The sequence below is a fragment of the Eggerthella sp. BIOML-A1 genome, from assembly GCF_009875595.1.
Classification (GTDB): Bacteria; Actinomycetota; Coriobacteriia; order Coriobacteriales; family Eggerthellaceae; genus Eggerthella; species Eggerthella lenta.
The window spans coordinates 15,291-26,805 of the sequence record NZ_WWRZ01000008.1 but is presented as its reverse complement, the minus strand read 5'-3'; the positions used below and the strand labels follow the sequence as shown (position 1 = coordinate 26,805).

Annotated in this window: 10 protein-coding genes; 9 read left to right on the top strand and 1 reads right to left on the bottom strand. The window is 62.7% G+C overall.

Annotated elements, in window-relative coordinates:
- The first annotated feature begins 59 nt into the window (after positions 1 to 59).
- On the top strand, positions 60 to 1,217 hold the full coding sequence (locus tag GT590_RS11020) for a helix-turn-helix domain-containing protein (RefSeq protein ID WP_035579048.1): 1,158 nt from the start codon (positions 60 to 62) through the stop codon (positions 1,215 to 1,217).
- 22 nt (positions 1,218 to 1,239) lie between these two features.
- On the opposite strand, the gene GT590_RS11015 is transcribed toward GT590_RS11020, so the two are convergent.
- Positions 1,240 to 2,646: a sodium:solute symporter gene (locus tag GT590_RS11015; protein ID WP_114516663.1), complete on the bottom strand. Its 1,407-nt coding sequence runs from the start codon at positions 2,644 to 2,646 to the stop codon at positions 1,240 to 1,242.
- 246 nt (positions 2,647 to 2,892) lie between these two features.
- On the opposite strand from GT590_RS11015, the gene argF reads away from it, so the two are divergent.
- The 8 genes from argF to GT590_RS14695 all read left to right on the top strand — a co-directional run bounded on the left by argF (position 2,893) and on the right by GT590_RS14695 (position 11,362).
- The gene (gene argF / locus GT590_RS11010) at positions 2,893 to 3,909 is read left to right on the top strand and encodes an ornithine carbamoyltransferase (RefSeq protein ID WP_009306809.1); all 1,017 of its coding nucleotides are present in this window, start codon (positions 2,893 to 2,895) and stop codon (positions 3,907 to 3,909) included.
- A gap of 133 nt (positions 3,910 to 4,042) precedes the next feature.
- Positions 4,043 to 5,557: a YfcC family protein gene (locus GT590_RS11005; RefSeq protein WP_009306807.1), complete on the top strand. Its 1,515-nt coding sequence runs from the start codon at positions 4,043 to 4,045 to the stop codon at positions 5,555 to 5,557.
- 87 nt (positions 5,558 to 5,644) lie between these two features.
- Positions 5,645 to 6,505 carry a dimethylarginine dimethylaminohydrolase family protein gene (locus GT590_RS11000; protein ID WP_009306805.1) on the top strand — a complete coding sequence of 287 codons (861 nt, stop codon included), beginning with the start codon at positions 5,645 to 5,647 and terminating at the stop codon, positions 6,503 to 6,505.
- A 27-nt stretch (positions 6,506 to 6,532) separates the two neighbouring features.
- On the top strand, positions 6,533 to 7,522 hold the full coding sequence (locus GT590_RS10995; RefSeq protein WP_009306803.1) for a hydroxyacid dehydrogenase: 990 nt from the start codon (positions 6,533 to 6,535) through the stop codon (positions 7,520 to 7,522).
- A gap of 330 nt (positions 7,523 to 7,852) precedes the next feature.
- Positions 7,853 to 9,031 (top strand): PucR family transcriptional regulator, encoded by a 1,179-nt coding sequence (locus GT590_RS10990; protein ID WP_161171092.1) that lies wholly within the window; start codon positions 7,853 to 7,855, stop codon positions 9,029 to 9,031.
- Between the two features lie 403 nt (positions 9,032 to 9,434).
- On the top strand, positions 9,435 to 9,620 hold the full coding sequence (locus GT590_RS10985) for a hypothetical protein (protein WP_009306798.1): 186 nt from the start codon (positions 9,435 to 9,437) through the stop codon (positions 9,618 to 9,620).
- Between the two features lie 209 nt (positions 9,621 to 9,829).
- The gene (locus tag GT590_RS10980) at positions 9,830 to 11,110 is read left to right on the top strand and encodes an aspartate kinase (protein WP_161171091.1); all 1,281 of its coding nucleotides are present in this window, start codon (positions 9,830 to 9,832) and stop codon (positions 11,108 to 11,110) included.
- Positions 11,111 to 11,227: 117 nt separating this feature from the next.
- Positions 11,228 to 11,362 carry a hypothetical protein gene (locus GT590_RS14695; protein ID WP_009609461.1) on the top strand — a complete coding sequence of 45 codons (135 nt, stop codon included), beginning with the start codon at positions 11,228 to 11,230 and terminating at the stop codon, positions 11,360 to 11,362.
- Positions 11,363 to 11,515 lie beyond the last annotated feature (153 nt).

The following is an 11,515-nucleotide window of genomic DNA, read 5'->3' as shown; positions in this document are numbered from 1 at the left end:
GTACCGTATCGCATCTTCTTGGAAGATCGCTTCTCATGCGCGATGGGACGGAGGGGCTGTTGGTTACCGTTGCGGACATTATCGCATTGCCGGCGTTCAAGAACGTGGAGCTCGCCGCTCCCTGCGAGGGAGCGGAGCGGCGCGAGGTGCGCAACGTGGGCATCCTCGACTGTCCTCCCGACTACAACGAATACAGTGTATACGTGGCGGGCGAACTCATCCTCACGAACCTCGGGTTCGCGTTCGGCAACCCTGGCATGGCCGAGAAGTCGCTGCTGACGATGCTGCGCCGCGACGTGGCCGCCATCGCCGTCAAAACCGTCTACGAGCCTCCCATCAGCGACGCCGTGCGCAAGGAAAGCACGGCGCGCGGGGTGCCGCTTTATCTGTACGACGGCGCTTACCACGAGACGGTGGCGTACCAATCGCTCGATCTGCTGCAGCGCGATCGCGACGAGCTGGACAAGGGCAAGGCCCTCGACGAGCTGCTGACCGCCCACGACGGCGACCGGGTGCGTACGAGGCTGAGCGCGCTCGTGGGCGTGACGGGCTCGAAGCTGCAGTGCTTCGCGTTCGCCCTGCGCGCGGGCGACCCGTGCTCATTCTACGCCATGCTCGACTCGGTGTCCTCTGGGCTGGGGACGGTGAGGGACGGGTGCGCGATCGTCGAGTCGGCCAGCGTGTGCCGCTACCGCGATCATATCCTGGCGTTCGTATCCTACGGCTCGGCCAGCGATGAGGAGCGGGCGGCCGCCGAGCGCCGCTGCATCGCCGTGACCTCGGTGGAAGGCAGCCTGCACTGCGGCGTGAGCGAGGCGGTGCACCTGTGCGATGGCGACCTGGCTATCCGCCAGGCGCTTGCCGCAGCCGCGAGTGCGCAGCGCCACGGCGAGCAGCTGGCGCGTTGGTCGGGCCTGCACCTGTCGGCATTCGCCAGCGCCGCGCGCTACGACCGCCTGTTCATGAGCGCGAGCGAGCTGTACCGCTCGATGCTGGCCGGCTATGACGACGAGCACGGTACCGAGCTCGTGCGTACGGCCGAGGCGCTGGTGAACTGGCACGGCGACGTGAAGGCTATCGCCGAGGAGCTTCACCAGCATCCGAACACCGTGCGTTACCGCATGCGCAAGATGAAGGCCGTGTTGGGCATTCCCCATGAGGACGACAAGGTGTTCATTAACCTGCTCAGCCTGGTGTTCCTGCCCGAGTTGGGGTGAGGCAAGGGAACGGGTTCACGCCTCATTCAAACGGCGAGGGCACCTTCTGCTTGCTGAGAAGGTTCGCCGCTGCGTACGCTACGAGCCCCGACGCCATGCCTGCGACGATGGGGACTGAGCTTGCTGTTCCCACGACGACGAAGCAGCCCGTCACCGCCACAGTGCTCGCGCCCAGCGCGTACAGCCCTGCCTTCGGGCTGAACCGCTTGAGCACGAAACTGGCCACCAGCGGCACGAACACGCAGCCCGACAGGTAGCCGTAGCAGATGTCGATGCCCACCAGCACGTCGTTGATCCACAGCGAGCACACCATCACCACCACGCCGATGAGCAGGGCGAACAGACGCGTGATGGTCACTTCCTTGAGATGCGTCGTCCTCCGGGCCGCCCCCTTGCGAACGAATCGCAGGTACAGGTCGTTGTATAGGATGGTGGACGATGCCAGGATGGTGCCGCTCGACACCGACATCGTGGCCGCCATCGCCGCCGCCAAGATCAGCCCGCGCACCCCGACCGGCAAGAACGTGGACACGCCCACCACGAACGCGTTCTGCGGGTTGTCCAGATGGGGCAGCAGCACGAACACGCTCATGCCGATGACGACGGTGGCCAACGCGTAGAAGACGCTGTACACGCCCGCGCAGACGGTGCCCGTTTTCGACACCTTCTCGTTCTTCGCGGTGAAGATGCGCTGCCAGATGTCCTGGCCGATGATGAGCCCTGGCACGTACAGCACGATGTAGGCGAAGCTCTTGTCGAAGCCCATGCTGCCCACCGACAGGTACGTCTCGGGCACCTTGCTGACGAGCGCGTCCCAGCCGCCCGCCGCCGAGATGCAGAAGATGGGGGCCAGGATGAGGATGCCCACCGTTTTCACCACGAACTGCACGATGTCGGTCATGGTGACCGACCACATGCCTCCCACGAACGTGTACAGGATGACGATGCCGCCTCCTACCAGCATGGACAGCGTGGCGTCGATGCCCGTCACGCCGTTGATGATGGTGCCGATGGAGATGACCTGCACCACGCTCAGCGTGAGCGTGTAGATGAGCGTGAGCGCCGAGCTGAACACGCGGGCGATGGGGCCGTAGCTGCTCTCCACCACCTCGTTCACGCTGAGAGCGCGCAGCTTCGAAAGCTTGCTGGTAACCAGGAAGCCGGCCGCGACGAGCCCCAGTCCGATGCTCAGGTTGAGCCAGATGCCGCCGAGCCCGAACTCGTAGCCCAGCTGGGCGCTGCCGATAGTGGAGCCGCCGCCCAGCGTGAGCGCGGCCATGCAGCCGAAGAACAGGGGAAACGACAGCCGCCTGCCGGCCACGAGGTAATCTTCCTTCGTTTTCGCGAACCGCGCCGCGATGAAGCCGATGGCCACGATGACGATGAAGTACAACGCGATGATGACGTAGTCGATAGGCGATAGAACCATCTGCGACCCCCGCTCCGTTGGAAGAACCCGCTTGCGCGCTTTCATCCTAGATTCCCGTTGCCCTGTGTCCCTTGTTCGGTCGGACAAAGCGCGCGGCTCGGGTTTTGTCCGACTGTCCAGAGGGGCTCCCTCTCGCCGCTGCGTATGATGCTTCTCGTAACCTGGCCTGCCAGGAGGGGTCGCACCATCGGGCGCGGCGTCCGTCGGGGATTAGGGCGCAAGAGCATCCATCGAAAGGAGCTTCACATGACCGAGTCGGTATTCCGGGGACGCAGCCTCCTCTCCACGAGGGACTACACGAAAGACGAGCTGATGTACCTCATCGGGTTCGCCGAACATCTCAAAGACCTGAAGAAGCGGGGCGTCGAGCATCGCTACCTCGCAGGCAAGAACATCGCGCTCTTGTTCGAGAAGACGTCCACCCGCACCCGCGCCGCGTTCACCACCGCGTGCATCGACCTGGGCGCGCACCCCGAGTATCTGGGCAAGAACGACATCCAGCTGGGCAAGAAGGAGACGGTGCGCGACACCGCGCTGGTGCTGGGCAGCATGTTCGACGGCATCGAGTTCCGCGGCTTCAAGCAGGAGCACGTCGAGGATCTGGCGAAGTACAGCGGCGTGCCGGTGTGGAACGGCCTCACCGACAAGGAGCATCCCACCCAGATGCTGGCCGACTTCATGACCATGAAGGAGAACTTCGGCACGCTGGAGGGCCTCACGCTGGCCTACTGCGGCCAGGGACGCAACAACGTGCAGAACTCCCTCATGATCACCAGCGCCATCCTGGGCGTGAACTACGTGAACGCCACGCCGGCCGAACTCGAGCCCGACCCGGCCATCGTCGAGGTGGCGCGGGCCTTCGCCGCCGAGAGCGGCGCTACCATCACGGTGACGAACGACCCGGTGGAGGCGGTGGAGAATGCCGACGCCATCTACACGAACGTGTGGGCGGCCATGGGCGAGGAGTCTCAGTTCGCTGAGCGCGTGAAGCTCATGTCGCCCTACCAGGTGAACGCTGAGCTGCTGTCCCATGTGAAGAACCCGGACTACATCTTCCTGCACTGCCTGCCGGCCTTCCATAATGCGGAGACCGAGTACGCCGCCGATATGGCCGAGCGCTTCGGCGTGAAGGAGATGGAAGTTACCGACGAGGTGTTCTACTCCGACCACGGCCGCCAGTTCCAGCAGGCTGAGAACCGCATGCACACCATCAAGGCCATCATGGCGGCCACCCTGGGCGATCTGTACATCCCCTGCGTCTAAACACGCTTCCCGGTACGCCGTGCGGCTCTGCGCAGGGTCGCACGGCAGGCTCGGTCTGCGAGGATGCCGCTTCTGCGGCACCCTTGGGCAGCTGCGCCCCGCTGTGCCGGAAGCGTCGAGGAGAGGAGCATCCATGCCAGACAACGAGCCCGAGAAGGGCAAGAAGAAATTCAAGATGCCGAACACCTACGTCATCCTGTTCGGGGTCATCTGCTTCATCGCCGTGCTCAGCTGGTTCGTGCCGGGCGGCGCGTACGAGCTGAACGCCAACGGCGACGCTATTTCGGGGACGTACCACATCGTGGAGTCCAACCCGCAAGGGTTGTGGGACGTGTTCATGGCGCCCATCACGGGCATGCTGGGTTCGGGCGCCATCAGCGGCGCCATCGCCATCTCGCTGACCATCTTGCTGTTCGGCAGCTTCCTCGAGATGATGGAGGAAACCGGTGCGGTGAAGACGGCGCTCAAGCGCATCACCATGAAGAACCAGAACAACATGCACCTGCTTATCGCCATCCTTGTATGCCTCATGTCGTTCCTCGGCACCTTGGAGGGCGCCTACGAGGAAGGAATCGTGTACTTCCTCATGTTCGTGCCGGTGATCCTGGCGCTGGGGCTGGACACCGTGGTGGCCATCATGATCGTGGTGCTGGGCACGCAGGCCGGCTGCCTGGCCTCGACGGTGAACCCGTTCGCCACGGGCATCGCGTCGGGCATCGCAGGCATCTCGGCCGGCGACGGCATGGGCATGCGTGTGCTGATGCTGGTGGTGTTCACGGGACTCGTCATCTTCATCATCAACCGCTACGCCGACAAGGTGAAGGCTCATCCCGAGAAGTCGGTCCAGTTCTTCCGTCGCAAGCTCGATCTTATCGAGTTCCCGGTCTCGGCTGACGAGAACCTGGAGCTGTCCGGCCGTCAGAAGGGCGTGCTGGCCATCTTCGTCCTCACGTTCGCCATCATGGTGGTGGGGTGCGTGCCGTGGACTTCCATCAACCCTGATTGGACGTTCTTCGAGCAGTTCGTGTCGTGGATCGGCGTCACGCCGGTGCTGCGCGAGGTGTTGGGCAGCGACATCACGCCGTTCGGTTCGTGGTACTTCCCCGAGATCGCCATGCTCGTGATGGTGATGACGCTGCTCGCGGGCATCGTCATGCGCTACAAGGCCGATAAGATCATCGACACGCTGATCAAGGGCGCTGCCGGGCTCGTGTCCACCGCGTTCGTCGTGCCGCTGGCGCGAGGCATCCAAGTGGTGATGGACGGCGGGCAGATCACGCCCACTATCTTGCACATGTGCGAGAGCACGCTGTCGGCCCTGCCTCCCGTCGCCTTCGTCATCGTGGCGCTGGTCTGCTACTTCCTCATCGCGTGCCTCATCCCGTCGTCGACGGGGCTGGCGGCCGCGACCATGGGCATCATGGCGGCGCTGTCGCAGTTCGCCGGCGTGGACGTGGCCATCATGGTGACCATCTACTGCATGGCGCTGGGCCTGGCCAAGATGATCTCGCCTACGTCCATCGTGGTGATGACCTGCACCTCGGCCGCCCACATGAGCTACGGCGACTGGGTGAAGCGCGCCGCTCCCATCGTGGGCTTCCTGTTCCTGGTGTGCTGCGTGTTCCTCACCGTGGCCGTGATGCTGTAACCCTCCGCGCTGCCCCCCGGGGCGCCCCGCGCGCTCCGGCTTCTCAAACTGCTTCCCAAACAACCTGTCAAACGAAAGGAGCCTATCATGGCTGAAGAAGAGAAGGTCTACGTGTCCAACGCAACGAACCCCCTGAAGAAAGTGATGATGTGCTCGCCGCGATACTACCAGTTCAACGGCATCAACGTGATCACTGCCGAGTGGATGAAGAAGGGCGACCAGGAAAAGAACGACGTCATGGTTGCCGAGTGGCAGATGCTGGTGGATGCGTTCAAAGACAACGGTATCGAAGTGGTCGAAGTGGAGGCGCGCCCCGAGTTCGAGGTGATGACGTTCGCCCGCGACTACGGTTGCATGATCAAGGAAGGCGCCGTGATCGGCCACTTCCGCCACCCGGTCCGTCAGGTGGAGGCCGTGGCGTACGAGGAGAAGCTGAAGGAGATGGGCGTTCCCATCGTGGCGCGCGTGAACGCGGGCTGCATGGAGGGCGGCGACTTCTGGATGATCGACGAGCACACGCTGGCGTTCGGCCAGGTGGACCGTACCGACCAAGCCGGCGTGGACAACCTGCGCGACCAGCTGCAGAAGTTCGGCTACACCGTGGTGGGCGTGCCGTGCCCGCCGGACAACCTGCATCTCGATATGATCTTCAACATCGTGGCCCCGCAGGTGGCGCTGGCTTGCATCGACCAGCTGCCCTACAACTTCCTGCAAATGCTGAAGCGTCGCAATTTCGAACTGATCCCCGTTGCCAGCGAAGATATGTACAAGCACGGCTGCAACGTGCAGTGCATCGGCAACGGCAAAGTGGTGGCAATCGAGAAGAACAAGCACATCAACGACAAGATGCGCGCGCTGGGCTTGGACGTGATCGACGTGCCGCTCGATCAGATCCTGCATGCGGGCGGCGGTCCTCACTGCCTGACCCAGCCCATCGAGCGTCCGTAACTTCGTCGAGACGAAAGAAGGGTTGCCATGAAGGTTCTCATCTGCGATCACGCCGATTGCATGATGCCCGACCACGCGTTGGAGATCGAAACCCTGCGCGCGGGTCTGGGCGAGGACGTGGAGGTCGAGGTTCTCGAGTACGAGGACGATAAGCGTGATGAATTCTACGAGCATGTGGCCGATGCCGACGCGTTGCTGACGGCGTTCGTTACGGTGGATGCCGAGGCTATGGATCGCGCGCCGAAGCTCAAGGTGGTTTCGCTGAACTCTACCGGGTTCGACCAGGTTGACCTGGACGAGGCCACGAAGCGAGGCATCGGGGTCTGCCCGGTGGGCGAGTACTGCACGTGGGACGTGGCCGAGAGCGCCATCGCGTACATGGGCGCGCTCAACAAGCACTTCAAGTTCTACCAGAGGGAGATCGACGAGCGGCACAAGTGGGATTACGCCGCGGCGCCCCAGTGGCCGCGTCTGGAGGATCAGGTGCTGGGCATCGTCGGGTTCGGCAAGATCGGCAAATGCACGGCCGAGAAGGCGATGGGCCTCGTGAAGCGCGTGATAGCCTGCGATCCGCACGCTGACGACGCTGCATTCGCCGAGCGTGGAGTGACGCGCGTAAGCAAGGAAGAGCTGCTGTCTCAGGCCGATATCATCGTGAACCACATGTGCTTGACCGATGACAACGTGCGCTTTTTCGACGAGGCGGCGTTCGACGCGATGGCGCGACGCCCTATCTTCATCAACCTGGGCCGCGGCCTGTGCGTTGATGAGGAAGCGCTTGTGGACGCGCTCGATGCGGGCAAGCTCCGTGCGTTCGGCGCGGACGTGCTGTACGACGAGACGCCCGACTTGGCCGCGAACAAGCTGGTGGGGCGCGACAACGTCATCATCACGCCCCATTCTGCGTTTTACTCGACCACGGCTATCGAAGACTTGGAGCGTTTGAGCTGCGAGAACATCGTCCATTTCCTGAAAGGCGAGAAGGAGAAGGTATTCAAGCTGGTCAACGAGGTGTAGGGCGAAACGGAGGGAGGGCCGTCGCAAGTACGGCCCTCCCTCGCTGCGCGCGTTCTGGGCGCAAACGGCCTCCTGTGACAAAGTTCGCCATGGCGAACCGCCGATTTTCCGAAGCGGAAAATCGCCACCAGGCATTATGCCGAACGTCATCCGGGTCGGTCGGCGCGAGCGGCCCGAAAACGCCTCGGGAATTGTCATGGGTGCGCTTTCGCGTCCATTTTTCTCGCGAGTCGGGTTGGATGCTTCGTGCCGAACGGCAGGATGCGCCAAGTGGCGCAGGACGGCGACTCGTCGTATCATGTCCGTGACAGGTTTCGGAAGGAGCTCCTCGTGATCACGGTTGCGGACATACTTGCGTTGCCGGCGTTCGAGCAGGTGCAGCCGCTGGTGCTGTGCGAAGGAGCCGAGTCGCGAGAAGTCCACAACGTGGGCATCCTCGATTGCGCTCCCGATAAGGACGGCGGCTACGAATCGTACATTCCCGGCGAGTTCATCGTGACGAACCTGGGGTTCGCGCACGACGATCCGGAATTGTCCGAGCGATCGCTTCTGGTTCTGATAGCGCGCGGCATTTCGGGTATTGCGCTGAAGAAAGCGTATCGCCCCATCGTCAGCGACCGCGTGCGGGCTGCCAGCGAGGCGGCGGGCGTGCCAATGTACTTGTACGACGGCGGCTACCACGAAGTGGTGGCATATCAGGCGCTCGATCTGATTCGGCGCGACAGCGAGCAATCCGATAAGGGACGCATCATGGACGGCTTGCTTTCTGGGCACGATCCGCATGCTGCCCGTGCGGCGTTGTACGAGCTGGCGGGGGCGACCGGATCGACCGTCCAATGCATAGCGGCGTCCCCGAAAGCGGACGACGAATGCTCCCTATACGCCATGCTCGACGCGATGACCGTCGTGTTGGCCGAGTTCAAGCGCGATTGGGACGATGTGGTGGAGGCGGTGTTCGCCTTCCGCTACCATGGCGCGTTGCTTGCGCTGGTGTCGTACGCGCAGCCTCCTGCCGGCGTGCGAACTCGCTCCGAAAGCGACCTGACGATGCGCCTTTTGGCTGCGGGCCAGGTGCATCTGGGAGTGGGCGAGGAGACGCCGCTTTCCGACGGCGACATGAGCGTGCGCGAGGCGCTTGCCGCGTTGAAGACGGCGCAGGTTGAGGGCGATCGCGTGGTGTGCTGGGCCGATCTGCATCACGATGCGTTTCGTGCGGCCGCCAACGAGGGGCGCTTGTTCTGGCGCACGGCCGCGCTGCACAGGGCCTTGCTGGAAGAGCACGACGACGCCCACGGCACCGAGCTTGCCGCGACTGCCGAGGCGGTCGCGCGCGCCTACGGCGACCTGCGTCTGGCGGCCGAGGCGTTGCATCAGCATCCGAACACCGTTCGCTACCGCCTGCGCAAAGCTAAGGACGTGCTCGGCATGCCCGATTCCCCCGATCGCGAGTTCGCGTTCCTGCTGGGCCTCGTGTATCTGGACTACACGAACCCCTTGCTGCAGCCGTAAGGGCAGGGGGCGGCGGCTCGCTACGCGGCGCTCGATGCTTTCTCGGCCAGTCCGCCTGCAATAATATGATTTAAATCATCATGGACAAAAAGCACTACTTTTCAGTAGTTTTCGACGCGTAATGGGAGCGAGCAGGAAAGAGAGGTCGAAGAAACCCCAGGTGATGAAAAGCTATTCCAAAATGAGAATAAAGAAAAACGGCATATTTTGTCCATGATGGTTTTGGTAATGAATCAAGTCGCAGCGCGCCGCTGTCTCACGAGGCAACGGAGGCGCTTTGAAGCTGTCGGGACGCTTGTTTGTACGATCGGCCAAAACCGACCGGCGAGGTTCTCCATTCGTCCAAAAGCCATCTTTCCTTGGTGCAGTACGCTGGATGCATCGAAAAGGAAAGGAGCATCTCATGTTTGGAAAACTGAACGAGCAAGCTGCGTCCGCCCTGCTGTCTTTGGAGCCCGGCGACCTGTCGTATTGCCTTAAGCTGGCGAAGCGCTTCGAGCACATGGGCATCGAGAGCGATCAGGCGAGCAATGCGTTGTGCACGCTCGTTGAGAGCGGCGAGCTGGAGACGATCTACCAGGCGGGGTAAGCGTATGCAGAGCAACGTCGAAGCTGTCTTCGGTTCGGGACGTCGCCCCCATGATCTGCTCGGTTTCGAGCGCATCATGCGGGCGACTGCTCGTTCTCTTCGTTTTCCCCATGTAAAAAGCTCCTGTTAACGGGCTTTCTATAGGCGACGATGCGACCGTTTGGTATAGTGGACAGCCGATTGGGTTCAACATGACGAGAAAGAGCACCATGTCGCTAATCGTATGCAAATTCGGGGGCACGTCCGTCGCTTCGCCTGAGCGCATCCAGATGGTCGCGAAGAAGCTCATTGCGAAGAAGCAGGCCGGGCACCAGGTGGTCGCCGTCGTGTCCGCCATGGGCAAAACCACCGACGAGCTCGTGGGCCTTGCGGCCTCGCTCAACGACAACCCGCCAGCGCGCGAGATGGACCGTCTGCTGTCCACGGGCGAGCAGGTGTCCATGACGCTGCTGGCCATGGCCATCGAAGCGCGCGGCTACAAGGCCATGAGCTTCACGGGCCGCCAGGCCGGCATCGAAACGGACGGCACGCACGCCAAGGCCAAGATCGTGAAGGTGCACAACGAGCGCATCATGGAGGCTCTGAACAGGGGCGTTATCGCGGTAGTGGCCGGGTTCCAGGGCATCGACGCCAACGGCGACATCACCACGCTTGGTCGCGGCGGCTCCGACACCACGGCGGTGGCGGTGGCGCACGGCCTGGACGCCGACGTGTGCGAGATCTACTCCGACGTGGACGGCGTGTACACGGCCGACCCGCGCGTGTGCCCGCGCGCCAAGAAGCTCGACGTCACCTCCTACGACGACATGCTTGAGCTGTCCAGCTCCGGTGCCGGCGTGCTGCAGATGCGCGCCGTGGAGTTCGCGCGCAAGTACCAGGTGGTCATTCATTCCCGTTCGGCGTTCTCCGACGCCGAAGGCACCTATATCAAGGAGGAAACCGACATGATGGAGGAAGCCGTCATCACCGGCATTGCCCACGATACGTCCGAGGTGAAGTTCACCATCCGCGGCGTGCCCGACATGACGGGCGTGGCCGCGAAGGTGTTCTCGGCGCTGGCCGGCAACGCGGTGAGCGTGGACATGATCATCCAGAACATCTCGGAAGCCGGTATCACCGACATCAGCTTCACGTGCCCCGGTGCCGATCTGGCGCGCGCGAAGGAGACGATCGAGCGCATTCTGCCCGACATCAGCGCCCGCGATTACGACGTGGACGAGGATATCGCGAAGGTGAGCCTCGTGGGCACGGGCATGAAGTCGTCTCCCGGCGTGGCGGCGCGCGCGTTCTCGACGCTGGGCGAGAACCAGATCAACATCCTGGCCATCTCCACGTCGCCCATCCGCCTGTCGGTCGTGGTGGACGGCGCGCAAGCTGCGGCGGCGGTGCGCTGCCTGCACAAGGCGTTCGACCTCGATTCCGACAGCGTGTTCGAGGAGACGCAGCTGAGCGCCGAGGAAATCGCCGCGAAGATGAACAAGGGAAGATAGAAGCTTTGCCATGCATGTGTTTCGCTGGCGATACGCATGTTAGAATGTGTGCGAGTCAGCGGATGTAAGTCCTGAGCGTCAGGCGGCACCTACTTCTTGAGGAAGGAGGTGACTCGCTTGGATGCTATCGTGATAATCCTCAAGCTCGCAGCTTCGGCTGTTGGGCTGGCGGCCGCGATTGTCGGCTTGCTTCGGGAGGCGGTGGCGTTCGCCAAGGCGCTTTGGGCGCACCAGAAAGAAGATGACCGCTAGCAGCAACTAGCGGTCACAAACCTTAACGGTGTCGCCTGCTCTTCACCTCAGGCCATCCGCTGACTTCTTCATTATATACTAGCGGCAGTTGGTTGCGCAAACGCGTGAGCGAGGCTTGTCGATAGGGTTCATAAGCGGGGAAAAGGAGTTGCT

Coding starts and splice junctions, on each gene's coding strand:
- GT590_RS11015 (WP_114516663.1), bottom strand. CDS start 2,646: ATGGTTCTATCGCCTATCGACTACGTCATCATCGCGTTGTACTTCATC.
- argF (WP_009306809.1), top strand. CDS start 2,893: ATGACCGAGTCGGTATTCCGGGGACGCAGCCTCCTCTCCACGAGGGAC.
- GT590_RS11005 (WP_009306807.1), top strand. CDS start 4,043: ATGCCAGACAACGAGCCCGAGAAGGGCAAGAAGAAATTCAAGATGCCG.
- GT590_RS11000 (WP_009306805.1), top strand. CDS start 5,645: ATGGCTGAAGAAGAGAAGGTCTACGTGTCCAACGCAACGAACCCCCTG.
- GT590_RS10995 (WP_009306803.1), top strand. CDS start 6,533: ATGAAGGTTCTCATCTGCGATCACGCCGATTGCATGATGCCCGACCAC.
- GT590_RS10985 (WP_009306798.1), top strand. CDS start 9,435: ATGTTTGGAAAACTGAACGAGCAAGCTGCGTCCGCCCTGCTGTCTTTG.
- GT590_RS10980 (WP_161171091.1), top strand. CDS start 9,830: ATGTCGCTAATCGTATGCAAATTCGGGGGCACGTCCGTCGCTTCGCCT.